The sequence below is a fragment of the Streptomyces sp. NPDC036984 genome (assembly GCF_055607665.1).
This window is the reverse complement of sequence record NZ_JBVJRL010000020.1, coordinates 82,394-108,285: the sequence shown is the minus strand read 5'-3', so window position 1 is coordinate 108,285 and position 25,892 is coordinate 82,394. Positions and strand designations below refer to the sequence as shown.

The following is a 25,892-nucleotide window of genomic DNA, read 5'->3' as shown; positions in this document are numbered from 1 at the left end:
GGAACTGCCGTCGACCGGCCGCGGCGTTCGCCGTGGCTGGTCGCGCAGTTCCCCGCGGCCCTTCGGGGCGCTGCTCAGCCGATGCGGTGCATCCAGCCGTGCTTGTCCTCGATCATGCCGCGCTGGACGCCGAGCAGGGCGTCCCGCAGCCGCAGGGTGACCGGGCCGGGCGTGCCGTCGCCGTGGCTCCAGCCGTCCGTCTTGGTCTTGACGTGGCCGATCGGGGTGACCACGGCGGCGGTGCCGCAGGCGAAGACCTCGGTCAGCGCGCCGGACGCGGCGTCCTGACGCCACTGCTCCAGGGTGACCGTGCCCTCCTCGGCGGTGTAGCCGAGGTCGCGGGCGACCTGGAGGAGGGAGTCGCGGGTGATGCCCTCCAGGATGGAGCCGGTGAGCGACGGGGTGACGATCCGGTCGCCGTAGACGAAGGCGACGTTCATGCTGCCGCTCTCCTCGACCTTGGTGCGGGTGACCGCGTCGAGGTAGACGACCTGGTCGCAGCCGTGCGCGGCTGCCTCGGCCTGCGGCAGCAGGGACGCGGCGTAGTTGCCGCCGGTCTTGGCGTCACCGGTGCCGCCCGGGACCGCGCGGACGTGGTCCTCGGAGACCCAGATGGTGACCGGCTTCACCCCGCCGGCGAAGTAGGCGCCGGACGGGGAGGCGATCAGCATGAACAGGTACTCGTTCGCCGGGTGCACGCCGAGCGCGGCCTCCGTGGCGAACATGAACGGCCGCAGGTACAGGGCCTCCTCGCCGCCGTGCGGCGGAACCCAGTCGGCGTCCTGGGCGAGCAGCGCGTCCAGCGCGGCGATGAACAGCTCCTCGGGCAGCTCGGCCATGGCCATGCGGCGGGCGGAGTTGCGGAACCGGCGGGCGTTGGCCTCGGGACGGAACAACGCGATCGAGCCGTCGGGCTGCCGGTAGGCCTTCAGGCCCTCGAAGATCTCCTGGCCGTAGTGCAGGACGTGAGTGGAGGGGTCCAGGGAGATCGGGCCGTACGGAACGAGCTGGGCGTCGTGCCAGCCACGGCCCTCGGTCCACTTGATCGTCACCATGTGGTCGGTGAAGTGGCGGCCGAACCCGGGGTTGGCCAGGATCGCCTCGCGCTCTGCGGCGGCAAGGGGGCTGGCGGAGGGCTTGAGCTCGATCGTGGGCGTCGTCATCAGTGGTTGTCCTTCACCGGTTGTAGTGACGGGCCGCGCTCACGCCTGTACTGCTGGTCGCCAGTGCTAGGACGTCCGAGCATTCCCTCATATCGCGGCCCCGCGTTCGATTATCGCGCGGGGGCCGACGACGGAAGGAATCGGGGTGAAGCGGCCCAGGGTTGATGGTGGCACCCGGCGAGGCACAGGAAAAGCCGCCGGGTGCGGTTGCGACCCGGCGGCTTGCTGTCTAGCGCGGCGGGTCAGCCGGCTACGCGTACGGCGAGCGCGTCGCCGATCTCGGAGGTGCTGCGGGCGGGCAGGGAGCCCCGCGCGGTGAGGTCGGCGGTGACGGCCGCGTCGATGCGGTCGGCCTCGGCGTCGTAGCCGAGGTGACGCAGCAGCAGCGCGACGGACAGGACGGTGGCGGTGGGGTCGGCCTTGCCCTGGCCGGCGATGTCCGGGGCCGAGCCGTGGACCGGCTCGAACATGGACGGGAACTCCCGGCTGGGGTTGATGTTGCCGGAGGCGGCCACGCCGATGCCGCCGGCGACGGCCGCGGCGAGGTCGGTGATGATGTCGCCGAAGAGGTTGTCGGTGACGATGACGTCGTAGCGGCCCGGGTCGGTGACGAGGTAGATCGTCGCCGCGTCGACGTGGTGGTAGTCGGTGGTGACCTCGGGGAACTCCTTGGCCACCTGGTTGAAGATGTTCGTCCACAGATGCCCGGCGAAGGCCAGCACGTTGTTCTTGTGGACCAGCGTGAGCTTCTTGCGCGGACGGGCCTGGGCGCGGGCGAAGGCGTCGCGGATCACGCGCTCGACACCGTAGGCGGTGTTGACGGACACCTCGGTGGCGACTTCCTGCGGGGTGCCCTGGCGCACGGTGCCGCCGTTGCCCGTGTACGGGCCCTCGGTGCCCTCGCGGACGACGATGAAGTCGATCTCCGGCTGGCCGGCGAGCGGAGTGCCGACACCGGGGAGCAGCTTCGACGGCCGCAGGTTGACGTAGTGGTCGAAGGCGAAGCGGAGTTTGAGGAGGAAGCCCCGCTCCAGGACGCCGGACGGCACCTTCGGGTCGCCGATCGCGCCGAGCAGGATGGCGTCGTGCTGCTTGAGCTGTTCGAGATCGGCGTCGGTGAGGGTCTCACCGGTGGCGAGGTAGCGCCGGGCGCCGAAGTCGTACTCCTTCGTCTCCAGCTTCACATCCTGCGGCAGGACGGCGGAGAGGATCTTGAGCCCTTCGGCCACGACTTCCTGGCCGATGCCGTCACCGGGGATCACTGCGAGATCGATGCTGCGAGACATGCGGGCACCCTACTCCTCGTCCCATGGGATGACACGCACTGTCCGCCATACGGACACGCGGACGGGTTGCGGTGTCCGCCCGTCGGTTGACGTTCATCCGGCCGTGGCAGGGGCGTTGGGCTCCGGTGGAAGGTTCCCCGGCGACCCCTGATGTCGGCATCCCGGGGCCGCTCGCGGAGCGGCTGAGCATGGCCGAGCAGTACGCGTACCTGCGCAGCCGCAGGGTGCCCCGGCGCACGCTGGTGACGGCGGGCGCGGTGGCCAGTGGCCTGGTGACCGGCTGCGCGGGCAGGACCGGTGCGACCGGCTCGCCCGCGCCCGCCACGGCCACCTCGCGGGCACCCGGCTCGGTGGTCCGCCCGTTCGGCCGCCATCTCGCCTTCGGCGCCGACCCGAGGACGCGGATGCGGATCTCCTGGCAGGTGCCGTTCGCGGTGTGGCGGCCGTACGTGCGCGTCGGCCTGCACCCCGATGATCTCGGGCGCCGGGTCACGGCCGAGCTGCGCCCGCTGCACACGGGCGGCGCATCGACCACTTCGAGGTGCGGCGCGGCGGATGAGGGCCGCGCCGCACCCCAGGGGAGTCCCCCCGCGCGAGCGAAGCCGAGCGTGGGGGAGGGTGCGGCTCCCGGCTGGTGGTCCGGCTCAGTGGCCGGTCGCGCCGCCGTTGTCCCGGCGGTCCAGGGCGCGCTGGAGGGCGGCGGCGGCGTTCTTGCGGTCGGACTCGTTCGTCCGGGACACGTGGCGGACTCGGCGGCGGACGGTCGTCTCGGCCATGGCAATCGACTCCTTCGGCGAACACGGAGCACGGCAGTGAGGGAGATACGAGACGCCGGAAGAGGCGGGGAGCGCGGCCGCAGGGGTTGCCTGCACGGGCCCGGCTCACGACCGCCATTCGCTGGATCGAGCGAGACGTTCGGCTTCTTTCAAATTAAGGGAGCGACCCGCGTCTGTCTGCCCAATTACTCGGACTTCCTACTATCTGAGACGGTGGACTGGATCACACCGCGCTGAGCTGGGCTTTCGTGCGCTCGGGGGGAGCCTGTCCGCGGGAGCACAGGACCCGAGGGCGGGCATGATCACCATGCCGGGCCCGCCGGGTTCAGGTGACGTCCCCGTCCCGCCAGTCGAGGACGAACTCCCCGGCGGGGTCGAGGGGGCCGGCGAGGGCGGGTCGTATGTACACGCCCCCTTCCTCCTCCGGCAGCCGGACGATCCCGTCCGGCGAGAGGACGTGCACCTGCCCGGGCCATCGCTGCCAGCCCCGGGCGGCGTAGAGCAGGGCCCCCTCGTCGCTCGCCGACAGCGCGCCGAGGTCGTAGGCCCGGTCGATCACCCGCTCCAGCTCCCCCATCACCCGCCCGCCGAGCCCGCTCCGCCGCGCGTCGGCCCGTACGGCGACGGCCTCCACATAGCCGGTCCGCAGCCAGCGTCCCCCGTGCCGCACCCGGCGCATCACCACCGAGCCGTGCGCGGCGAGCCCTCCCCCGTCATGCACGAGCGCATGCATGCCGCCCAGCCCGTGATCCCAGTCCCCGTCGGAGAAGTCGCCGTCGAAGGCCGCGTCCAACAGGGCACGCACGGAACGGAGTTCGGCGGGTTCGAGGTCGGCGGTGTGGGCAAGCCGAGGGCGAAGAGTCATGACGGCAGTATCGCCGCCGGCACCCGGCCCTCAGCCTCCGGCCCTCGGTCCCCGGTCCCCGGCGGGTGCCCTGCGTCCCGTCCGCCTCCGCCATATGGGCACGGCCCGGAGAGCCCGCTCGGTGGCGGGCTCTCCGGGCCGTGGTCGCAGGGGGCTGGTCAGCCCATGTGCGGGTAGGCGTAGTCGGTCGGCGGGACCAGGGTCTCCTTGATGGCGCGGGTCAGGGTCCAGCGCAGGAGGTTCTGGGGGGCACCGGCCTTGTCGTTGGTGCCGGAGGCGCGGCCGCCGCCGAAGGGCTGCTGGCCGACGACGGCGCCGGTCGACTTGTCGTTGATGTAGAAGTTGCCCGCGGCGTAGCGGAGCTTCTCCATCGTGTACGCGGCCGCCGCGCGGTCGTTCGCGATGACCGAGCCGGTCAGGGCGTAGTCGGAGACCGACTCCATCTGCTCCAGCATCTGGTCGTACTTGTCGTCCTCGTAGACGTGCACGGCGAGGACCGGGCCGAAGTACTCGGTCCTGAAGACCTCGTTCTCCGGGTCGGTGCACTCGATGACGGTCGGGCGGACGAAGTAGCCGACCGAGTCGTCGTAGGAGCCGCCCGCGACGATCGTGCAGGTGGGGTCCTGCTTGGCGCGGTCGATGGCCGCCTTGTTCTTGGCGAAGGAACGCTCGTCGATCACCGCGCCCATGAAGTTGGACAGGTCGGTGACGTCACCCATGGTCAGGTAGTCGACCTCGGCCGCGAACTCCTCCTTGAAGCCCGAGTTCCAGATCGACGCCGGGACGTAGGCGCGGGAGGTGGCGCTGCACTTCTGGCCCTGGTACTCGAAGGCGCCCCGGGTGAGGGCCGTCTTGAGGACCGCGCGGTCGGCGCTCGGGTGGGCGACCAGGAAGTCCTTGCCGCCGGTCTCGCCGACCAGGCGGGGGTAGGAGCGGTACTTCTCGATGTTGTTGCCGACCGTCTTCCACAGGTACTGGAAGGTCTTGGTCGAGCCGGTGAAGTGGATGCCGGCCAGGTCGCGGTGCTCGAGGGCGACCTTGGAGACCTCGATGCCGTCGCCGGTGACGAGGTTGATGACGCCCTTGGGCAGGCCCGCCTCCTCCAGCAGCTGCATGAGGAGGACGGCCGCGTGGGTCTGCGTCGGGGACGGCTTCCAGACCACGACGTTGCCCATCAGGGCCGGGGCGGTGGGCAGGTTGCCCGCGATCGCCGAGAAGTTGAACGGCGTGATCGCGTAGACGAAGCCCTCCAGCGGGCGGTGGTCCAGGCGGTTCCACACACCCGGGGAGTTCGCCGGCGGCTGCTCGGCGATGATCTGGCGGGCGTAGTGGACGTTGAAGCGCCAGAAGTCGACCAGCTCACAGGGGGTGTCGATCTCGGCCTGCTGAGCGGTCTTGGACTGGCCGAGCATGGTGGACGCGGCGATGGTCTCGCGCCACGGGCCGGCCAGCAGCTCGGCGGCGCGCAGGATGATCGCGGCACGGTCGTCGAAGGCCATCGCGCGCCAGGCCGGCGCGGCGGCCAGGGCCGCGTCGATGGCGTCCCGCGCGTCCTGCTGGGTGGCGTTGCGCAGGGTGCCGATGACGGCCTTGTGGTTGTGCGGCTGAACCACCTGGATGGTCTCGCCGCCGCCCATCCGCTTCTCGCCGCCGATGGTCATCGGCAGGTCGATCGGGTTCTCGGCCAGCTCCTTGAGCTTGACCTCCAGCCGGGCACGCTCGGGCGAGCCGGGGGCGTAGCCGTGCACCGGCTCGTTGACGGGGGTGGGGACCTGGGTCACAGCGTCCATGAGATCCGAACTCCTTGTACGTGAGCGGGTGTTACGGGCTCAGCCCTTGCTGACCATCGACCGGAGGCTGTGCCTGTCCGGGGGACAACCCCCGGGCCCCCGGCCGAGGCCGCGGCACAGCCGAGTTGCATCAGCCATGACTGATCATGCTCCTCAGGAAGAAGCGCAGGTTGGCCGGCTTCTCCGCCAGACGGCGCATGAAATAGCCGTACCAGTCGGTGCCGTAGGCGGTGTAGACGCGCATGCGGTGGCCCTCGGCGGCCAGCCGCAGGTGCTCCTCGCCCCGGATGCCGTACAGCATCTGGAACTCGTACTCGTCCAGCTTGCGGCCGGCCTTGTGGGCCAGTTCCTGGGCGATGGCGATCAGGCGCGGGTCGTGGGACCCGATCATCGGGTAGCCCTCGCCCTCCATCAGGATGCGCAGGATCCGGACGTACGCCTTGTCGATCTCGTGCTTCTGCTGGTAGGCGACCTCGGCGGGCTCCTTGTAGGCGCCCTTGACCAGACGGACGCGGCTGCCGGCCTCCGCGAGGCGGCGGGCGTCGGCCTCGGTGCGGAAGAGGTAGGCCTGGATGACGCAGCCGGTCTGCGGGAAGTCCTTCCGCAGCTCCTCGTGGATGGCGAACATCGAGTCGAGGGTGGTGTGGTCCTCGGCGTCGAGGGTCACGGTCGTACCGATGGCGGCGGCGGCGTCGACGACCGGGCGGACGTTGGCGAGGGCCAGCTCGTGGCCGCCCTCCAGCGCCTGGCCGAACATGGACAGCTTGACCGACATCTCGACCTTCTCGCCGAGGTCCAGGTCCTTGAGCCGGTCGATCAGCTCCAGGTAGGCGTCCCGGGCGGCGGCGGCCTGCTCGGGGGTGGTGATGTCCTCGCCGACGACGTCCATCGTCAGCTCCAGGCCCTTGGCCGTCAGGTCCTCGATGATCGGGGCGACGTCGGCCACGGTCTCGCCGGGGATGAAGCGGTCGACGACCTGCTTGGTCACCGGGGCCGCCGAGATCAGGCGTCGCATCCGGTCGCTGCGCGACGCGGCGAGAATCACGGGACCCAGCACGGGGCACCTCCAAGACCAAAAGTAGGCCGAAACCCAACTATTCGGGTACGGCACGGAGAACCACCGTGAAACCTAAGGATCTCTCCGATCGTGGGCCATCGACAGCTGTCACGCATCCGTGCCCTGGATCTCAGACAGATGTATGAAGGCGGCCGGAAAATGGGGGAGAATGCCCGGGTGAAGGCCGATGCTGCTTCCTTTCGCCGCGCGGGTGACTACCAGGAGCTGGTGGACGAGATCTCGGAGCTGCTGGGCGTCCCGGCGACTTTGGAGAACCGCGATTTCGAGCTGATCGCCTTCGGCGCCTACGACAGCGAGGACGAGCTGGACGCCTCCGCGCTGGACCCGGTGCGCACCCGTTCGATCCTGACCCGGCGCTCCACGGCGACGGTCCGGACCTGGTTCGAGGGCTTCGGCATCACCCGCGCGACCGGACCGGTCCGCATCCCGCCGAGCCCCGAGGCCGGCGTCTACCGCGGCCGGATCTGCCTGCCGGCCCGCCACCGGGGTGTCGTCTTCGGCTATGTCTGGCTGCTGGACGGCGATCCGGGGCCGACCGACGCCCAGCTGGCCGCCGCCATGGGGGTGGCCGGCCGGATCGGCGCGCTGCTCGCGGACGAGGCGGAGGCCGGGGCGGAGCTGAGCCGGGAGCTGCGGGCGGTGCTCACCGCGGAACGCGGCTGGCAGCGGGACATGGCGGTGGCCGACCTGCGCACCGCCCTGGGGCCCCGCGCGGACGGCCCGCACACTCTGGTCTGCGTCGCGCCCTGGCCGTCGCCCGACCCGGACGACGCCCCGGCCGCCCGCACGATCCCCCACGCCACGGCGCTGTGCACGCTTCCGTGGGGCGCGACGGGGCAGAGCCTCGCCGTGCTGGTCCGGCTGCGGACCACGGAGCTGAGCACCCCCGCGCTGGCGGCGGCCGCGCGGCTGCTGAAGGAGGCGGAGGGGGCCCGGGGGGCGAGCGTGGCGCGCGGGGCCGGCGCCCGGGTGGCCGCGGCGGCCGCCGCTGGAGTCACCGGGCCGGCCCGCGCCACAGGCGCCGGATACGCCGCCGGGGTCGGCGAACCCCGCGTCGGGCTCACCGACCTGGGGACTGTGTGGCAGGAGGCCGCCGCCGCGGCGCGCGCGGCGCTGGCCGAGCCGCGGTTCGGGCCGGTCGCCGAGTGGGCGCGGATCGGGGCGTACCGGCTGCTGACCGCGCTGCCGCCGGAGGCCGCGCACGACCGCGTGGTCGGCCCGCTCCTCTCCCCCGCGCACCGGGAGCTGGCCCGCACGGCCGAGGCCTACCTGGACTGCGCGGGCCAGGCCGGCCGCACGGCGTCCGAACTGGGCATCCACCGGCAGACGCTCTACTACCGGCTGTCCCGCGTGGAGCAGCTGACCGGCCTGGACCTGGACGACGGGGAGGACCGGCTGCTGCTGCACATGGCACTCAAGAGGGCGCGGCTCTAGGGGGTGGGTGCCCGCCCGTCGAGCAGGTCGGCGACCGCCGCGATGCCCTCCGTGATCGCGCGCTCGGGCACGTCGCCGAAGCCCAGGACGAGTTGGGGCGGTCCCGGAGTGTGCGAGGTGCGGCAGGCACTCATGCCGTAGAGGCCGACGCGCCGGGTCCGCGCGGCCGCGATCACCGTGGCCTCGTCGACGCCGCCCGGCAGGTGCGCCACCGCGTGGAAGCCGGCCGCCAGCCCGGTCAGCCGGACCGCCGGGGCATGCGTGGCGAGGGCGGCGCGCAGGGTCTTGCAGCGGGCCGCGTACAGCGTGCGCACCCGGCGCAGGTGGCGGTCGTAGCGGCCGGACTCGATGAGCCGGGCGAGGGCCAGCTGGTCGAGGGCGGGGGTGCCCCGGTCGGCGATCCGCTTCAGCTCGGCGAGCTGAGCGGTGAGCGCGGGCGGGCACAGCAGCCAGCCGATGCGCAGGGCGGGGGCGAGGGACTTGCTGACGGTGCCGAGGGAGATCACGCGGTCGGCCGCGAGACCCTGCAGCGCGCCGACCGGCTCCTTGTCGTAGCGGAACTCGGCGTCGTAGTCGTCCTCGATGACATAGGCGTCGCGCCGCCGTGCCCAGGCGAGGAGCGCGTGGCGGCGTTCCGGGGCGAGAACGACACCGGTCGGCCACTGGTGGGCGGGGGTCACGACGACCGCGCGTGCTCCGGTGGCGTCCAGGGCCCGTACGTCGATGCCGTGCGCGTCGACCCGGACCGGGACCGGGGTGAGGCCCGCCATCCGCACCGAGGCGCTGACGGCGGCGGGGCTGCCGGGGTCCTCGTGGGCGACCGCGCGGACACCGGCGCGGGCCAGCGCCTGGAGGGCCAGGCCGAGACCCTGGGCGTAGCCGGAGCAGATCAGGGTGTGGCCGGGGTCGGCCGCGGCGGCGCGGACCCGGCGGAGATAGGCGGCGACGACCGTACGCAGGTCCCGGCTGCCGCGCGGGTCGCCGTAGCCGAGCACAGCCGTCGGCATGTGGCGGGCCGCCTCCCGGATCGCCCACAGCCAGTCGGCGCGCGGGAAGGAGGCCAGGTCGGGGACGCCGTGGCGGAAGTCGGCGAGCAGGGCCGGGGGTTCGGTGGCCGATTCGGCGGTGGACGGCGCGGGAAGCCGGGCGCAGGAGGCCACGCGGGTGGCCGAGCCGACGCGGGTGACCAGGTAGCCCTCGGCCTGCAGCTGGGCGTAGCAGTCCTGGACGAGGCCGCGGGACAGGCCCAGGGCGCGGGCCAGTTCGCGGGAGGAGGGCAGGCGTTCGTCCTCCCGCAACCGTCCCGTGCGGATCGCCTCCCGCAGCTGCCGTTCCAGCTGGGCGCGCAGCCGTTCGCCGCTGCTCCGGTCGACGGTCAGCAGCAACTCGGGGGACAGACCGGCCCACTGCACAGGCATGGAATTGGAGCTTACCGGGGGTCCGGTCGCCACCTAGCGTCGACGGCATGACGGCTTCCGCGAACTCCCGTGCCGAGGCGGCGACTTCGCCCGCTCGACCGCCCCTGCTGACCCGTGCGCTGCTGCTGCGGTTCGTGAGCATGGTCGGCGCCTCGGTGAGTTTCTACCTGCTGCTGTCGGCGGTGCCCGCACACGCCGGTCGCGGCGGGGCGGGTCTCGCCACCGGCGCGCTCATGCTGTCCACCGTGCTGGGCGAGCTGGCCGCGCCCCGGATCGTCGCCCGGTACGGCAACCGGGGGCCGCTCATGGCCGGACTGTTCCTGCTCGGCGCCCCCGCCCTGGCGCTGCCCGCCGCCGACGGCCTGGCCTGGACGGTGGCGGTGTGCCTGCTGCGCGGGCTGGGGTTCGCCGTCACGATCGTCGCGGGCGGCGCCCTGACCGCGGCGCTGATCCCGGCAGAGCGCAGGGGCGAGGGGCTCGCGCTCGTCGGGGTGGTCGGGGGCGTGCCGTCGCTCGTCGCGCTGCCGCTCGGCCTGTGGCTGGCGGGACCTGTGGGGTACGGGTACGAAACGGTGGCGGTGGCCGCCGGGGCGGCGGCCCTGGCGGCGATCCCTTCGGTGCCGGGGCTGCGGGAAGGGGAGGGCCGGAGGACGCCCGGCTCGCAGAATCGGGGCCGCGGTGCGGCGTTGGGCATGCTCGCCGCGCTGCGCTCCGGCGGGCTGCGGCGCCCCGCGGTCGCCTTCGCCGCCACCGCGCTCGCCGCCGGCATCCTGGTCACCTTCCTGCCGCTGGCGGTGTCGCACGCGTCGGCCGGCGTGGTGAGCGTCGCCCTGTTGATGCAGCCCGCGGCCTCGACCGCGGCCCGCTGGGTCGCCGGGCGGCACGGCGACCGGCGCGGCTCGGGGCGGCTGGTCGCGCCGGGCCTGCTGGTGTCGGCGGCCGGAGTGCTGCTCACCGCGGCGACCGCGAGTCCGGTGGCCGTCGTCGCAGGGTCCGCGATGTTCGGCACCGGCTTCGGCATCACCCAGAACGCCACCCTCGCGGTCATGTACGGCCGCGTCTCCCGACGCTCGTACGGCACGGTCACCGCGCTGTGGAATCTCGCCTACGACGCCGGCATGGGCGTCGGCGCCGCGGGTTTCGGCCTGGTCGCGGGGCGCACGGGGTACCCGTGGGCGTTCGCCCTGACCGCGGCCCTGATGCTGGGCGCGCTGGTCCCGGCTGTGCGCGACCGGCGGGAGGAGCGGAGCGAGGCCGTACCGGAAGATCACTGAACACGGTGACGGGAGCGAGGCCGCGCCCGAAGGGCATTGCCGGGTGGCGCGCTTGCCCGCCTCTGCCCCGTCCACCCGCTGGTCGACCGGCTCCCCGCCGCCGTACGGTCGGTGGCTCACCGTCAGCCGCGTGTTCCGGCCGGACGCCGCGCTGGACCCGGTCGACACCCTGAACCCGCTCGCCGGCCTCGGGGGCGGCCTGGGCGGTCAGCTCTTCGTGGCCGCCTCGATGACCTGGCGCAGGCCCTCGGTGAGGGCGTCGCCGTCGGGCGCGGTCTTCGGGTCGAACGTCCACTGGGCGATGAGTCCGGTCATCAGCGTCAGATAGAAGCGGCCGAGCGTGTCCGCGGTCTCGTCGGAGACATCCTCCTCCGGCACCCCCGTCAGCAGCGCCACCAGCCCGCGCCCGCCCTCCCGTTGGGCGCGGGACAGGTGTTCGCGCACCTCCGGCAGGTCGATGGTCATGACCTCCATGCTCAGGCGGTACAGCGAGCCGGGTCCCCGCATGGTGGCGACGATGTTGGCCCACACCCACCGGAAGCGCTCCAGCGAGCCGGGCGCGCCCTCGATCTCGGAGCCGCTTCCGTCGAAGGCGTCGGACATGTTCTCCACGAGCGCGACGTAGGCCTGCGCGAGGAGCGCGTCCTTCGAGCCGTAGTGGTAGCCGATCGAGGCCAGGTTGGTCCCGGACTCCTTCACGATGTCGCGCGCCGTCGTGCGCGCGAAACCCTTCTCCAGCAGGCAGCGCTTCGCGCCTTCCAGCAGATCCTCACGGTGTCCCATGCGGGCCAGCCTACCGCCGATCCATACAACCGTCCTAGACGGCTGGCTTATACAAGCGTTCTAGACAAGCGTTTAAGACGCCCGTACAGTCACCGTCATGACCAACTCGACGAGCACGAACGTCTCCGTCGGCGCCGAGGGCGCCCCCGTCCGCGCCGGGCGCCGCGAGTGGACCGCGCTGGGCGTGCTGATGCTGCCGCTGCTGCTGGTCTCGATGGACGTCTCGGTCCTGTACTTCGCCACCCCCGCGATCAGCGCGGACCTGCGGCCGAGCGGCACCCAGCAGCTGTGGATCTTCGACATCTACGGCTTCGTCCTGGCCGGCCTGCTGATGACGATGGGCTCCCTCGGCGACCGCATCGGCCGCCGCAAGCTCCTGCTGACGGGTGCCGCGGCCTTCGGCGCGGCCTCGCTCCTCGCGGCCTACGCGAACAGCGCCGAGACGCTGATAGCGGCCCGCGCACTCCTCGGCATCGGCGGTGCGACCCTGATGCCGTCCACAATGGCCCTGGTCCGCACGATGTTCACCGACCCCGCGGAACGGGCCAAGGCGATCGGACTCTGGTCCGGCGTGATGACCGGCGGCGTCGCCCTCGGCTCGGTGATGAGCGGCATCCTGGTCGAGCACTTCTGGTGGGGCTCGGTCTTCCTGGTCAACCTGCCCGCGATGGCGCTGCTGCTGCTCCTCGGCCCGGTGCTGCTGCCCGAGTGGAAGAACCCCGCGCCCGGCCGCTTCGACTGGCCGAGCGTCCCGCTGTCGCTGGCCGCCGTGCTCCCGGTGATCTACGGCCTGAAGGAGATCCCCTCCGAGGGCCCGCACCCGCAGTACGTCGTCTCGATCACGGTCGGCCTGCTCTTCGCGGCCCTGTTCGTCCGGCGTCAGCGCACCAGCACCTCGCCGCTGATCCCGCCGGCCCTGTTCCGGAGCCACGGCTTCACCCCGTCGCTGGTGCTCACCCTGGTGTCCGCGTTCGGAATGATGGGCTCGGCCATCTTCACCACGCAGTACCTCCAGTCGGTCCTCGGCAAGAGCCCGCTGGCGGCGGCGCTGTGGAGCCTGCTCCCGTCGGTGCTCATCGGGGTCGCCGGACCGGTCACCGCCCAGCTCGTCCAGCGGGGCGTCCACCGCGGGTACGTCGTCGCCGCCGGCTTCGCGGTCAGCGCCGCCGGTTACGCCCTGCTCGCCCTCGCCGGCACCGACTCCCTGTGGCTGGTGCTGGCCGCGGCCGGCGTCCTCGCCTGCGGGGCGGTCATGGTGCTGTCCCAGCTGACGGACCTGGCGATGAGCAGCGCGCCGGTGGAGCGGGCGGGCACGGCCTCCTCCCTGCTGGAGACCGGAACCGAGTTCGGCGGTGCGCTGGGCATGGCGGTCCTGGGCTCCATCGGTTCGGCGGTCTACCGCCACGAGATGCCGGCCACGGCCCCGGCCGAGGCCCGCGAGACCCTCGGCGGGGCGCTGGCCGACGCGGCCCACCTGCCCGGCCGGGCCGGTGACTCCCTGCTCGCCACGGCCCGGGAGGCGTTCACCAGCGGGATGCAGGGGGCGGCGATCGCCGGAGCGGTGACGCTGGCGCTGGCTGCGGTGGGGGCGGCGGTGACGCTGCGGACGATCGGGACCAGGCAGAAGTAGGACACGGAAAAACGCCGGACGGGCTGACAGACGTCAGCCCGTCCGGCGTTTCGTGCGGGTGTCTCAGACCAGGTTGACCGAGCGGGCGGACGTCGCCCCGATCTCCGCAGCGACCTCGGCCAGCACGCCGGAGGCCACCGTGTCGTCCACGGTCAGCACCGCCAGCGCCTCGCCGCCCACCGCCGCGCGGGCGACCTGCATACCGGCGATGTTGATGCCCGCCTCGCCGAGGATGCGGCCGACGGTGCCGACGACACCGGGGCGGTCCTCGTAGCGCAGCACGACCATGTGGTCGGCGAGCGCGAGGTCGACGTCGTAGTCGCCGACCGCGACGATCTTCTGGACGTGCTTCGGGCCGGCCAGCGTGCCGGAGACCGACACCTCCTCGCCGTCGGCGAGGGTGCCGCGCACGGTCACCACGTTGCGGTGGTCGGCCGACTCGGAGCTGGTGGTCAGCCGCACCTCGACCCCACGCTCCTGCGCGAACAGCGGCGCGTTGACGTACGACACCGTCTCGTCCACGACGTCCTCGAAGACACCCTTGAGCGCGGACAGCTCCAGCACCTTCACGTCGTGCTGGGTGATCTCGCCGTAGACCTCGACGTCGAGGCGGACCGCGACCTCACCGGCGAGCGCGGTGAAGATCCGGCCGAGGCGCTCGGCGAGCGGCAGACCCGGCTTGACGTCCTCGGCGATGACACCGCCCTGGACGTTGACCGCGTCCGGCACCAGCTCACCGGCGAGGGCGAGGCGGACGGACTTGGCGACGGCGATACCGGCCTTCTCCTGCGCCTCGTCCGTCGACGCGCCGAGGTGCGGGGTGCAGACGACCTGGTCCAGCTCGAACAGCGGGGAGTCGGTGCACGGCTCCTTGGCGTAGACGTCGAGGCCGGCGCCGGCGACCCGGCCCTCCTTCAGCGCCGCGTACAGCGCCGCCTCGTCCACGATGCCGCCACGGGCCGCGTTGACGATCCGCACGCTCGGCTTGACCTTGCGCAGCGCCTCGTCGCCGATCAGGCCGAGGGTCTCGGGGGTCTTGGGCAGATGGACGGTGATGAAGTCGGAGACCTCCAGCAGCTCGTCCAGGGACAGCACCTTGACGCCCATCTGCGCGGCCCGCGCGGGCTGCACGTAGGGGTCGTAGGCGACGACCTTCATGCCGAAGGCCGACATGCGCTGCGCGACGAGGGCACCGATGCGGCCCAGGCCCACGACGCCCAGCGTCTTCTCGGCCAGCTCCACGCCCGTGTACTTGCTGCGCTTCCACTCGCCGTTCTTCAGCGCGGCGTTGGCCTGCGGGATGTTGCGGGCGGTGGCGAGGATGAGACCGCAGGCCAGCTCGGCGGCGGTCACGATGTTGGAGGTGGGGGCGTTGACGACCATCACGCCGGCCTTGGTGGCGGCGGAGACGTCGACGTTGTCCAGGCCGACGCCGGCTCGTGCGACGACCTTGAGCTTCTTCGCGGCGGCGATGGCCTCGGCGTCGACCTTGGTGGCCGAACGGATCAGGATCGCGTCCACCTCGGCGATGGCCGGCAGCAGCTCGGAGCGGTCCGCTCCGTTGCAGTGCCGGATCTCGAAGTCCGGACCGAGTGCGTCGACGGTGGCAGGCGACAGCTCTTCAGCGATGAGTACGACAGGTTTCGAGCTCACGTGAGTCCTCACATGTGCGATGCGGACGGCCGTCCCGACGGCCGCAGGCGGAGGAGGGGGGCTAGCCGCGGAAGACGCACGACGCTGTGGGCCTGACGCGTGTTGTTCAGCAGTCTAGTGGTGGGGCGGGGGTCGTATTACGCCGCCGCGGAAGGATCACTCGTCCGTGGCTGGACGGGGTGGACAACAGGGGCCGGAGCAGCACGCCCCGGCCCCTGTCACCGGGCTTACGCCTCCTCGTTCACCCACGACATCAGCTTGCGCAGCTGCTTGCCGGTGGTCTCCAGCAGGTGCTCGGAGTCCTGCTGCTTGTACTCGTTGTACTTCTTCAGACCGCCGTGGTACTCGTCCATCCACTGCTGGGCGAAGGAGCCGTCCTGGATCTCGGCGAGGACCTTCTTCATCTCGGCCTTGGTGGCGTCCGTGATGATGCGCGGGCCGGTGACGTAGTCGCCCCACTCGGCGGTCTCGGAGATGGACCAGCGCATCTTCTCCAGGCCGCCCTCGTACATGAGGTCCACGATCAGCTTCAGCTCGTGCAGGCACTCGAAGTAGGCGATCTCCGGCTGGTAGCCGGCCTCGGTCAGGGTCTCGAAGCCCGCCTTGACCAGGGCCGCCGTGCCACCGCACAGGACGGCCTGCTCGCCGAAGAGGTCGGTCTCGGTCTCCTCGGTGAAGGTGGTCTTGATGACGCCGGCGCGGGTGCCGCCGATGCCCTTGGCGTACGACAGGGCCAGCGCGAAGGCGTTGCCGGAGGCGTCCTGCTCGACGGCGGCGATGCACGGAACGCCGCGGCCCTCCTCGTACTGGCGGCGGACCAGGTGGCCCGGGCCCTTCGGGGCGACCATGCAGACGTCCACGCCGGCCGGGGGCTTGATGAAGCCGAAGCGGATGTTGAAGCCGTGGCCGAAGAACAGCGCGTCGCCGTCCTTCAGGTTCGGGGCGATGGACTCCTCGTAGACCTGGGCCTGGATCGGGTCCGGGACCAGGATCATGATGACGTCGGCCTCGGCGGCGGCCTCGGACGGGGTCACCACGCGCAGGCCCTGCTCCTCCGCCTTGGCCTTGGACCTGGAGCCCTCGTGCAGACCGACACGCACGTCGACACCGGAGTCACGCAGCGACAGCGCGTGGGCGTGGCCCTGGCTGCCGTAGCCGATGACCGCGACCTTGCGGCCCTGGATGATGGACAGGTCGGCGTCAGCGTCGTAGAACAGCTCGGCCACTTTGGGTTCTCTCCTTGGTGTGCAGGTTGTGCGTCCCACCGTATGCCGGTGAGGGGAAGGGAAGTTTCGGGGTCTCGGCATACGGGCGACCGGCGCTTCACCGACCGCCCGTTTTCAGCCTTACGCAGATCGGTCGAGAGCGCGCAGCGAGCGGTCCGTGATCGATCGCGCGCCACGGCCGATCGCGATCGTGCCGGACTGGACCAGCTCCTTGATGCCGTACGGCTCCAGCATCTTGAGCATCGCGGACAGCTTGTCGGTGGATCCGGTGGCCTCGATGGTCACGGCCTCCGGGGAGACGTCGACGGTCTTGGCGCGGAAGAGCTGGACGATCTCCACGATCTGGGAGCGGGTCTCGTTGTCGGCGCGGACCTTCACCAGAACGAGTTCGCGCTGGACGGCCTGACCGGGCTCCAGCTCGACGATCTTCAGCACGTTGACGAGCTTGTTGAGCTGCTTGGTCACCTGCTCCAGCGGCAGCTCCTCCACGCCCACGACGATGGTGATGCGGGAGATGTCGGGGTGCTCGGTGACGCCGACCGCGAGCGAGTCGATGTTGAAGCCGCGGCGGGAGAAGAGGGCGGCGATCCGGGCCAGGATGCCCGGGGTGTTCTCCACCAGGACGGAGAGCGTGTGCTTGGACATGGTCTTTTTACGTCTCTCTCGCTCAGTCGTCTTCGTTGTCGCCGAAGTCGGGGCGGACGTCCCGGGCGGCCATGATCTCGTCGTTCGAGGTGCCGGCGGCGACCATCGGCCAGACCATCGCGTCCTCGTGGACGATGAAGTCGATGACCACCGGGCGGTCGTTGATGGAGTTGGCTTCCTCGATGACCTTGTCCAGGTCCTCCGGGGACTCGCAGCGGATCGCGTGGCAGCCCATGGCCTCCGACAGCTTCACGAAGTCGGGGACGCGGGTACCCCTGGCCTCCGGGTTGACGTCGTCCGGGCCGGAGTGCAGCACGGTGTTGGAGTAGCGCTGGTTGTAGAACAGGGTCTGCCACTGGCGGACCATCCCGAGGGCGCCGTTGTTGATGACGGCGACCTTGATCGGGATGTTGTTCAGGGCGCAGGTGGTCAGCTCCTGATTGGTCATCTGGAAGCAGCCGTCGCCGTCGATCGCCCAGACCGTCTGGCCCGGCGCGCCGGCCTTGGCGCCCATCGCGGCCGGGACCGCGTAGCCCATCGTTCCGGCGCCGCCGGAGTTCAGCCAGGTGGCGGGCTTGTCGTACTGGATGAAGTGCGCGGCCCACATCTGGTGCTGGCCGACGCCCGCCGCGAAGATGGTGCCCTCGGGGGCGAGTCGGCCGATGCGCTCGATGACCTGCTGCGGGGAGAGCGAGCCGTCGTCCGGCAGGTCGTAGCCGAGCGGGTAGGTCTCGCGCCACCGGTTCAGGTCGCTCCACCAGGCGGTGTAGTCGCCCTTGTGGCCCTCGCTGTGCTCCTTCTGCACGGCCTGGACCAGGTCGGCGATGACCTCGCGGGCGTCGCCGACGATCGGCACGTCCGCGGCCCGGTTCTTGCCGATCTCCGCGGGGTCGATGTCCGCGTGGACGATCTTGGCGTAAGGGGCGAAGCTGTCCAGCTTGCCGGTGACGCGGTCGTCGAAGCGGGCGCCGAGGGCCACGATCAGATCGGCCTTCTGGAGCGCGGTGACCGCGGCGACGCTGCCGTGCATGCCGGGCATGCCCACGTGCAGCGGGTGGCTGTCGGGGAACGCGCCGAGTGCCATCAGGGTCGTGGTGACCGGCGCGCCGGTCAGCTCGGCGAGGACCTTCAGCTCGGCCGTGGCCTGGGCCTTGAGGACGCCGCCGCCGACGTAGAGGACGGGCCGCCTGGCCGCGGTGATCAGCTTGGCGGCCTCGCGGATCTGCTTGGCGTGCGGCTTGGTCACCGGCCGGTAGCCGGGCAGGTCCATGACGGGCGGCCAGGAGAAGGTGGTCTTCGCCTGGAGCGCGTCCTTGGAGATGTCGACCAGGACCGGGCCCGGGCGGCCGGTGGAGGCGATGTGGAACGCCTGCGCGATCACCCGCGGGATGTCCTCGGCCTTGGTGACCAGGAAGTTGTGCTTGGTGATCGGCATGGTGATGCCGACGATGTCCGCTTCCTGGAAGGCGTCCGTGCCGATCGAGGAGGAGGCGACCTGGCCGGTGATCGCGACCAGCGGCACCGAGTCCATGTGCGCGTCCGCGATCGGCGTGACCAGGTTGGTGGCGCCCGGTCCGGAGGTGGCCATGCAGACGCCGACCTTGCCGGTGGCCTGCGCGTAGCCGGTGGCGGCGTGGCCGGCGCCCTGCTCGTGCCGCACCAGCACGTGGCGCACCCGGACGGAGTCCATCAGCGGGTCGTAGGCGGGGAGAATCGCACCGCCGGGAATGCCGAATACCGTGTCCGCGCCGACCTCCTCGAGGGAGCGGATGAGGGACTGCGCACCCGTGACGTGCTCGACGGGGGCGGACTGCTGTCCTCCGGAACGGGGCCGCGGCTGCGGATGGTGGGCCCCGGTGGCCTGCTCGGTCATCGGCATTCTCTTCTCGATGCTGAGGGTTTTTGCGAGGTTCGGGCGGAGTTGATGCACTGCACGAAAGGCACTCGTGCAACAAAAAACCCCTCGTGCCGCAAGGCAAGCGAGGGGAGCGCGCCGGTGTGGTCGCTGGGGATTCCGGACGTCCTCCGGTGGGTCCCAGCTCAGCCGACGCGCTGTCCAAGTACGAGAATTCGGGTGCGCATGGCACTGACCCTCCCCCCGGCACGCACCACGTGTCAAGTAGGTGGGACGGGAGTCTCAGAATGTGAACGAAGGGCACTGCCGCCTCCGAAGACAGCGGTAACACCCCCTGTGTACACCCCCTGCGGCTCTCTCGCACTGCCCGCGAATGCGGGTTCGGCCGGGGCGTGCGGCACCGGATATTGGCCGGATCCGAGCGCCCGACGCAGCCGGTACTCGTCCAGCGGGCCGGCGAACGCCATGCCCTGCCCATGGGTGCAGCCCATCGCGCGCAGCGCGACCACCTGCTCGGGCAGGTCCACGCCCTCGGCGACCGAGTGGAGCCCGAGATCGCCGGCGATCCGCAGCAGACCGCTGGTGATCTTGTGCAGCCGCGCGGACTCGACCACGCCCTCGACCAGGCTGCGGTCGAGCTTGAGGATGTCCACGGGCAGCCGCCGCAGCGACGTGATGGCCGCGTAGCCGCTGCCCAGGCCGTCCAGCGCGATCCGCACCCCGAGCCGGCTGAGCGCGGTCAGCCGGCGCTCCAGCTCCTCCAGGCAGACCCGGGGGTCGGTGTCGGACAGCTCGATGACCAGCGCGCCGGGCGGCAGCCCGTGCCGGGTCAGCAGCGCCTCCACGGAGCCCAGCGGCATCGAGCGGTCCAGCAGCCGCCGGGCGCTCATCCGGACCGCCACCGGCGCGGCGAGCCCGGTCGCGGCCCGCTCGGCCGCCTGCTCCACGGCCTCCTGGAGTATCCAGCGGTCCAGCTCGGCGGTCTTGTCAGCGTCCTCGGCCACCCGCAGGAACTCCGCGGGCGTGAACAGCACCCCCTGCGAGGAGCGCCAGCGCGCCTGGGCGGAGACGGCCGTGATCCGGCCGCTCGCGAGGCTCACCACGGGCTGGTGGAGCAGTGTGAACTCGCCGTCGTGCAGCGCGGCACGCAGGCGCGTGGCGAGCTCCGCCTTGCGTACGACGTCCTGCTGCATCTGCGGCTTGTACAGCTCGACCCGGCCCTTTCCGGCCGACTTCGCGCGGTACATCGCCAGGTCGGCGTTGCGCAGCAACTCGCCCGCACCCAGGCCCGGTTCGGCGAAGGCGACGCCGATGGAGGCGTTGACCCGGACGTCGTTGCCGTCGATGGCGTACGGCTGCGAGAGCGTCGTCCTGAGGCGGTCGGCGAGCTCCAGGATGTTCCGCTCCCGGGCGGCCCGGTCCCGGGTGCCGTCCCCGACGATCAGGGCCGCGAACTCGTCGCCGCCCAGCCGGGACGCCGTGTCGCCTTGCCGGACCGCGTCCTGGAGTCTGCGGGCGGCCTGGACGAGCAGCTCGTCGCCGGCCTGGTGCCCGATCGTGTCGTTGACGGCCTTGAAGCCGTCCAGGTCGATGAAGAGCACCGCCGTACCGCGCAGGGCGGCGCCCCGGTCGGTGGACCGGCGGCCGGACAGGGCCTGCTGGACGCGCTTGGTGAACAGCGCGCGGTTGGGCAGGTCGGTCAGCGGGTCGTGTTCGGCGTTGTGCTGAAGCTGCGCCTGGAGGCGCACTCGTTCGGTCACGTCCCGGCTGTTGAAGATGAGCCCGCCGTGGTGGCGGTTGACGGTGGACTCGACGTTGAGCCAGCCGCCGTCGCCGGAGCGGAACCGGCACTCGATGCGCGTAGTGGGCTCTTCGAGCGGGCTGGCGGCGAGGAAGCGGCGCACCTCGTGCACCACACAGCCGAGGTCCTCCGGGTGGATCAGGCCGGCCAGTTCGGTGCCCACCAGCTCCTCGGCGGGCCGGCCGTAGACGCCCGCCGCGGCCGGGGAGACGTACCGGAGGATGCCGTTCGGCCCGGCGATCATGATGACGTCGCTGGAGCCCTGCACCAGGGAGCGGAAGTGGTTCTCCTTCTGCGCCAGCTCCTGGGTGAGGGTGATGTTGTCCAGCAGCATGATGCCCTGCCGGATCACGAGCGCCAGCACCACGGCACCCGCCGTGATCAGCACCACGTGGTCGGGTCTGCGGCCGTTGAGGAGGTTGTACAGGATGCCCAGGGTGCACACGGCAGCGGCGAGGTACGGGGTGAGGGCTGCCAGAGACCCGGAGAGCGGCCGGCCTGCCGGGTACCGGCTCTGCTCGCCCGCCGGATACCGGCTGTGCTCGCCCGCCGGCGCGGGCGTGAGCAGGTGGTGGCCCGTGCTCCGCTGTCCCGGCACGTGCTCGTGGACCACGCGCGTGTGCCCTTTCCCCGCCCGTGCCTCGTGGGCGTTCGGGTGCCGGGGAGCGGCCCAGGGCGCGTAGGCGAGCAGCACCGAGCCGGCGAACCAGCCCGCGTCCAGCAGCTGCCCGGAGCGGTAACTGTCGTGCAGCAGCGGCGAGGTGAACAGGGCGTCGCACATCACGGTCAGCGCGAGCGCGCCGATCGCGGTGTTCACCGCCGTACGGTTGCCCGGGGCGCGGCGGAAGTGCAGCGCGAGGACCATGCTGACGAGCGCGATGTCCAGCAGCGGGTACGCCAGCGTCAGTGCGGCGTGGGCCACGCTCGATCCGTCGAACCGGGCCGCCTGGGCGAGCGCCAGGCTCCACGAGAGGGTGAGCAGCGAGCCGCCGATCAGCCAGGCGTCGAGCCCCAGGCAGATCCAGCCGGCCCGGGTCACCGGCCGTTTGGCGAGCACCAGCAGGCCCACGATGGCGGGCGGCGCGAAGCACAGGAAGAACAGGTCGGCGTAGCTGGGGCTGGGCACGGTCCGGCCCAGTACGACCTCGTACCAGCCCCAGACCGCGTTGCCGAGGGCCGCCATGGCCGAGGAGAGGGCGAACAGCAGCCAGGCCGACCGGAAGCGCACGCGCCGGCTGCGGGCGTACAGGAAGCAGGAGACGGCGGCGGTGCCCGCGGCCGCGCTCAGCCCGAAGTCGCCCATGATCAGCGCGATTTCGTCCATGCCCCAGTCGAACGCGGCCCCGACGGCGTAGGCCCCGCAGATCAGGGCGAGGACGAGCTGCTCCAGCAGCCGGCTGCCGTCGCCGATGGCCGGCCGGCGCGGCGGCGGCGCCTCGTGCGGGTGCGGTGCGCGCACCGCTGCGTCCAACGGGGTCGTGACAGAGGGCGGCGCACTCACCGGGGCCTCCCGGTCTGCGCCGCTCCCGGGTCCCGACGGTCCCGGTGCGCTGGGTGCGCATGCCTGCGACGGCCGCTGTGCCTGCGCTGGTGGTGACTGTGATGGTTCGCGTGGTGGCCGCGTCTGCGCGTGGCCGTGCGCCAGGGTCGCCGTCGGCGGCTCCGCCGCGTCGGATCGTTCGTCCATAGGCCGTGCATCGCCCGTCGCCCCCCTCACAAATCTGAAATGTCCATCCCCGGCGCCGAATGGTCAGCGGCGCAGCCCCTGTCGGGACGATACACCAGTATCGTCACTCAGGGACATAGCTTCTCTACGCTCCGTGACGACCAGCGAGGATGCGGGTACGGGCCGCGTCCGAAAGGTTGCGGAGGGTGCCGGAAGCGGGCTAGTGCCCCTTTGCTCCCGCGGTTTCTGTTCCGGTCGTGAGGATCACGTTCCGCAGGGGTTCGCGCTGCACATAGCGGGTCAGCTGGTCCACCAGCAGCCGCTTGGCGCGCGGCAGGAAGGCCGACGAGGGGCCGCCGACATGCGGGCTGATCAGCACGCCGGGCGCCCGCCACAGGGGATGGCCCGGCGGCAGCGGCTCGGGGTCCGTCACGTCCAGGGCCGCGGTGATCCGGCCCCGCTCCAGCTCGGCGAGCAGCGCCTTGGTGTCGACCACCGCTCCGCGCGCGACATTCACGAGCAGCGCCCCGTCCTTCATCCGGGCCAGGAAATCGGCGTCGACGAGGCCGCGCGTGGCCTCCGTGAGGGGGGTGCAGAGGATCACGACATCCGCGTCGGGAAGCAGTGAAAGCACATCGGTGATCGGATGCACAAGACCGCGCGCCGTGGTGCGCCGGGAGCGCGCGACGCGCGCCAGTCGCGCGAGTTCGAACGGCGCGAGCCGGTCCTCGATGGCTGCACCGATGGACCCGTAGCCGACGATCAGGACGCTCTTGTCGGCGAGCGAGGGGTGGAACCCGCCCTCCCAGCGCTCCTGCTGCTGGGCGCGGACGAAACCGGGGATGCCGCGGAGCGCGGCCAGGGTCAAGGTGAGCGCCAGCTCGGCCGTGCTGGTCTCGTGCACCCCGCGCGCGTTGCACAGCCGCACGCCCGGGACGATGTCCGAGAGCCGTGCGGTGATGTCGTCGATACCGGCGGTGAGCGTCTGGATGACTCGGACGTTCGTCAGCTGCGCCAGCGGATGCGCCCTGACCGACCACCCCTTCATGTACGGCACCACGTACACGGCACACTCCGCCGGGTCGCCGGGAAACGGCTGCTCACCGTCCTCTCCCCCGTCCCAGAACAGATACCGGGGGCCCTCGGGCAGCCCTTCGATCTCCTCGGGCGGAAGGGGAAGCCACACGTCTCCGGTCATGCAAGGAGGCTATGTCAGGCACGCGTGCGTGCAGAGGTTAGGTTGGGGGCCGGGCAGAGGGAGGTTCACGAGCAGGTGGAGCGCAGGACGATCGGCGCGGGATCGCTCGCGGTGGGGGCCGTCGGACTCGGATGCATGCCGATGAGCTGGGCGTACAGCGGATCGCGGCAGCGGGGTGACGAGTCGCTCAGAGCCGTGCACCGGGCGCTGGACCTGGGCTCCGACCTCCTGGACACCGCGGACATGTACGGCCCGTTCACCAACGAGCTGCTGCTCGGCCGGGTGCTCAAGGAGCGGCGCCGGGACGCCTTCGTGTCCACGAAGGTCGGGCTGCTGGTGGGCGAGCAGCACATCGTGGCCAACGGCCGACCCGGCTATGTGAAGCGGGCCTGCGACGCCTCGCTGCGCCGGCTCCAGACGGACGTGATCGACCTGTACCAGCTGCACCGCGCCGACCCCGAAGTGCCCGTCGAGGAGACCTGGGGCGCGATGGCGGACCTGGTGCGCGCCGGGAAGGTACGGGCGCTGGGCCTGTGCGCGGTGGGGGCGCGCGGCGGCCGCCGCTCGGGGGCCGGGCTGTACGACTCGACGCTGCGGCAGCTGCGTCGGGTGCAGCAGGTGTTCCCGGTGACCGCGGTGCAGGCGGAGCTGTCGGTGTGGTCGCCGGAGGCGCTGCGGACGCTGCTGCCCTGGTGCGAGGCGCGCGGTGTGGGCTTCCTTGCGGCGATGCCGCTGGGCAACGGCTTCCTGACCGGCACCCTGAGGCCGGGCGAGGGCTTCGAGCCGGACGACGTACGCGCCCGGCACCCCCGGTTCACCGCCGAGATGATGGCGGCCAACCAGCCGATCGTCGCGGGCCTGCGCCGCATCGCCCGCCGGCACGGCGAGGACGTCACGCCCGCCCAGGTCGCACTGGCCTGGGTGCTGGCGCAGGGCCGCCATGTGGTCGCGCTGCCGGGCACCAAGCGGGAGCGCTGGGCCGCGCAGAACGCGGCCGCCGCCGGGCTGCGGCTGACCGCCGAGGACCTGGCGGAGGTCTCCCGGCTGCCGGCGGCCCAGGGGTCGTGGGACTGAGGTTCCCCGATGAGTTGCCGGGGACCGGGAACCCGGGCGGCGCCGGAGGTGTAAGAGAGGGAGAGAGCCTGCCGCTCCCCCGCCGCCTCGAAGGGACCCTGATCGTGCGACGTCGAGCTGTACCGGCCGTGCTGGCCGCGACCGCCCTGCTGCTGACGGCCGGCTGCTCGTCCGGTGGCGGTGACTTCCCGGGCGGGAGACGGACCGGCACGACACCCGGCGCCACCGCCTCCGCGCACGCCACCGAGTCCGCGCCGCCGGCCAAGGGCTCGGTGACGGTGCTGCGCACGGTGGCCGAGGGCCTGAAGACCCCGTGGGGCCTGGCTCTCCTGCCCGGCGGCGGGCTGCTGGTCTCCTCCCGGGACGAGGGCACGATCATCCGGATCGACGAGAAGACGGGCCGCAAGACCGAGCTGGGCACCGTCTCCGGGGTCGCGCCGGCCGGCGAGGGCGGCCTGCTGGGCATCGCCCTCTCCCCCGACTTCGCCGCGGACCACATGATCTACGCCTACTTCACCTCGGCCTCGGACAACCGCATCGTCCGCGTGCTGTACGACGAGCGGAAGCCGGCGGGTGAGCAACTGGGCGCCCCGGACACGGTGTTCAAGGGCATCCCCAAGGGCTTCATCCACAACGGCGGCCGGATCGCATTCGGTCCGGACGGCATGCTGTACGCGGGCACCGGCGAGGGCGGGCGGCAGGGGCTGGCGCAGGACCGGAGGTCGCTGGGCGGCAAGATCCTGCGCATGACCCCGGAGGGCGAACCGGCGCCGGGCAACCCGTTCCCCGACTCGCCCGTGTACTCGTACGGCCACCGCAACGTCCAGGGCCTGGCCTGGGACGACCGAGAGCGGCTGTTCGCCTCGGAGTTCGGCCAGGACACCTGGGACGAGCTGAACGCGATCAAGCCCGGTGGCAACTACGGCTGGCCCAGGGCCGAGGGCAGGTCCTCCGACGCCGGCCTCCAGAACCCGCTGGCCCAGTGGCACACCGACGACGCCTCCCCCAGCGGCATCGCCTACGTCGACGGCGTGATCTGGATGGCGGGCCTGAAGGGCAGCCGCCTGTGGCGCGTCCCGCTGACCGGCACGTCAGCCTCGGCCGCCCCGCAGGCGTTCCTCACGGGCACCTACGGCCGCCTCCGTACGGTGGTCCCGGCGGGCGGTGACAAGGTCTGGCTGGTGACGAGCAACACGGACGGCCGGGGGTCGCCGAAGAAGGGGGACGACCGGGTGCTGGAGGCGGAGGTGCGGTGAGCGGCGCCGCCGTACCTCGTC

19 protein-coding genes and 1 pseudogene are annotated in these 25,892 nt (G+C 71.9%); 6 read left to right on the top strand and 14 right to left on the bottom strand.

What is annotated here, in order from left to right; translation table 11 throughout:
• Positions 1-74 precede the first annotated feature (74 nt).
• Positions 75-1,163 (bottom strand): branched-chain amino acid aminotransferase, encoded by a 1,089-nt coding sequence (locus ACZ7DL_RS30005; protein WP_470778848.1) that lies wholly within the window; start codon positions 1,161-1,163, stop codon positions 75-77.
• Positions 1,164-1,405: 242 nt separating this feature from the next.
• The gene (locus ACZ7DL_RS30000) at positions 1,406-2,449 is read right to left on the bottom strand and encodes a 3-isopropylmalate dehydrogenase (protein WP_470778847.1); all 1,044 of its coding nucleotides are present in this window, start codon (positions 2,447-2,449) and stop codon (positions 1,406-1,408) included.
• A 188-nt stretch (positions 2,450-2,637) separates the two neighbouring features.
• Here ACZ7DL_RS30000 and ACZ7DL_RS29995 point away from each other — a divergent pair.
• A pseudogene (locus ACZ7DL_RS29995) lies at positions 2,638-2,973 on the top strand (fibronectin type III domain-containing protein); the annotation flags it as partial.
• 120 nt (positions 2,974-3,093) lie between these two features.
• Here ACZ7DL_RS29995 and ACZ7DL_RS29990 read toward each other — a convergent pair.
• The 4 genes from ACZ7DL_RS29990 to ACZ7DL_RS29975 form a co-directional block, all read right to left on the bottom strand.
• A complete protein-coding gene (locus ACZ7DL_RS29990) occupies positions 3,094-3,225 on the bottom strand; it encodes a hypothetical protein (RefSeq protein ID WP_470778845.1) in 132 nt (43 codons plus the stop codon).
• Between the two features lie 325 nt (positions 3,226-3,550).
• Positions 3,551-4,090, bottom strand: coding sequence for a GNAT family N-acetyltransferase (locus ACZ7DL_RS29985; protein WP_470778844.1), 540 nt, complete (start codon positions 4,088-4,090; stop codon positions 3,551-3,553).
• Positions 4,091-4,248: 158 nt separating this feature from the next.
• Positions 4,249-5,880, bottom strand: coding sequence for an L-glutamate gamma-semialdehyde dehydrogenase (gene pruA, locus ACZ7DL_RS29980; protein ID WP_470778843.1), 1,632 nt, complete (start codon positions 5,878-5,880; stop codon positions 4,249-4,251).
• Between the two features lie 130 nt (positions 5,881-6,010).
• The gene (locus ACZ7DL_RS29975; RefSeq protein ID WP_470778842.1) at positions 6,011-6,937 is read right to left on the bottom strand and encodes a proline dehydrogenase family protein; all 927 of its coding nucleotides are present in this window, start codon (positions 6,935-6,937) and stop codon (positions 6,011-6,013) included.
• 159 nt (positions 6,938-7,096) lie between these two features.
• On the opposite strand from ACZ7DL_RS29975, the gene ACZ7DL_RS29970 reads away from it, so the two are divergent.
• Positions 7,097-8,392: a PucR family transcriptional regulator gene (locus tag ACZ7DL_RS29970; RefSeq protein WP_470778840.1), complete on the top strand. Its 1,296-nt coding sequence runs from the start codon at positions 7,097-7,099 to the stop codon at positions 8,390-8,392.
• On the opposite strand, the gene pdxR is transcribed toward ACZ7DL_RS29970, so the two are convergent.
• Positions 8,389-9,810, bottom strand: coding sequence for a MocR-like pyridoxine biosynthesis transcription factor PdxR (gene pdxR, locus ACZ7DL_RS29965; RefSeq protein ID WP_470778839.1), 1,422 nt, complete (start codon positions 9,808-9,810; stop codon positions 8,389-8,391). The two genes, ACZ7DL_RS29970 and pdxR, sit on opposite strands and share 4 nt — an antisense overlap.
• Before the next feature lie 47 nt (positions 9,811-9,857).
• Between pdxR and ACZ7DL_RS29960 the strand changes: the two genes are divergently transcribed.
• Complete coding sequence (locus ACZ7DL_RS29960; protein ID WP_470778838.1) at positions 9,858-11,084, top strand: MFS transporter; 1,227 nt, start codon at positions 9,858-9,860, stop codon at positions 11,082-11,084.
• Between the two features lie 207 nt (positions 11,085-11,291).
• On the opposite strand, the gene ACZ7DL_RS29955 is transcribed toward ACZ7DL_RS29960, so the two are convergent.
• Positions 11,292-11,867, bottom strand: a complete 576-nt coding sequence (locus ACZ7DL_RS29955) for a TetR/AcrR family transcriptional regulator (RefSeq protein ID WP_470778836.1) — start codon at positions 11,865-11,867, stop codon at positions 11,292-11,294.
• 97 nt (positions 11,868-11,964) lie between these two features.
• On the opposite strand from ACZ7DL_RS29955, the gene ACZ7DL_RS29950 reads away from it, so the two are divergent.
• The gene (locus tag ACZ7DL_RS29950; RefSeq protein WP_470778835.1) at positions 11,965-13,497 is read left to right on the top strand and encodes an MFS transporter; all 1,533 of its coding nucleotides are present in this window, start codon (positions 11,965-11,967) and stop codon (positions 13,495-13,497) included.
• Positions 13,498-13,560: 63 nt separating this feature from the next.
• Here ACZ7DL_RS29950 and serA read toward each other — a convergent pair whose 3' ends face one another.
• The 6 genes from serA to ACZ7DL_RS29920 form a co-directional block, all read right to left on the bottom strand.
• Positions 13,561-15,150 carry a phosphoglycerate dehydrogenase gene (serA, locus tag ACZ7DL_RS29945; protein ID WP_470778833.1) on the bottom strand — a complete coding sequence of 530 codons (1,590 nt, stop codon included), beginning with the start codon at positions 15,148-15,150 and terminating at the stop codon, positions 13,561-13,563.
• Between the two features lie 227 nt (positions 15,151-15,377).
• Positions 15,378-16,376 carry a ketol-acid reductoisomerase gene (gene ilvC, locus ACZ7DL_RS29940; RefSeq protein ID WP_470778831.1) on the bottom strand — a complete coding sequence of 333 codons (999 nt, stop codon included), beginning with the start codon at positions 16,374-16,376 and terminating at the stop codon, positions 15,378-15,380.
• A 120-nt stretch (positions 16,377-16,496) separates the two neighbouring features.
• A complete protein-coding gene (ilvN, locus tag ACZ7DL_RS29935; protein ID WP_470778830.1) occupies positions 16,497-17,021 on the bottom strand; it encodes an acetolactate synthase small subunit in 525 nt (174 codons plus the stop codon).
• 22 nt (positions 17,022-17,043) lie between these two features.
• Positions 17,044-18,894 carry an acetolactate synthase large subunit gene (locus ACZ7DL_RS29930; protein WP_470778828.1) on the bottom strand — a complete coding sequence of 617 codons (1,851 nt, stop codon included), beginning with the start codon at positions 18,892-18,894 and terminating at the stop codon, positions 17,044-17,046.
• Between the two features lie 242 nt (positions 18,895-19,136).
• Entirely contained in the window at positions 19,137-22,364 is a 3,228-nt protein-coding gene (locus ACZ7DL_RS29925) for an EAL domain-containing protein (RefSeq protein ID WP_470778827.1), read from the bottom strand.
• Between the two features lie 199 nt (positions 22,365-22,563).
• Positions 22,564-23,541: a 2-hydroxyacid dehydrogenase gene (locus tag ACZ7DL_RS29920; protein ID WP_470778826.1), complete on the bottom strand. Its 978-nt coding sequence runs from the start codon at positions 23,539-23,541 to the stop codon at positions 22,564-22,566.
• 75 nt (positions 23,542-23,616) lie between these two features.
• Between ACZ7DL_RS29920 and ACZ7DL_RS29915 the strand changes: the two genes are divergently transcribed.
• Positions 23,617-24,615, top strand: coding sequence for an aldo/keto reductase (locus tag ACZ7DL_RS29915; protein ID WP_470778825.1), 999 nt, complete (start codon positions 23,617-23,619; stop codon positions 24,613-24,615).
• Positions 24,616-24,713: 98 nt separating this feature from the next.
• Positions 24,714-25,871: a PQQ-dependent sugar dehydrogenase gene (locus ACZ7DL_RS29910; RefSeq protein WP_470778893.1), complete on the top strand. Its 1,158-nt coding sequence runs from the start codon at positions 24,714-24,716 to the stop codon at positions 25,869-25,871.
• Positions 25,872-25,892 lie beyond the last annotated feature (21 nt).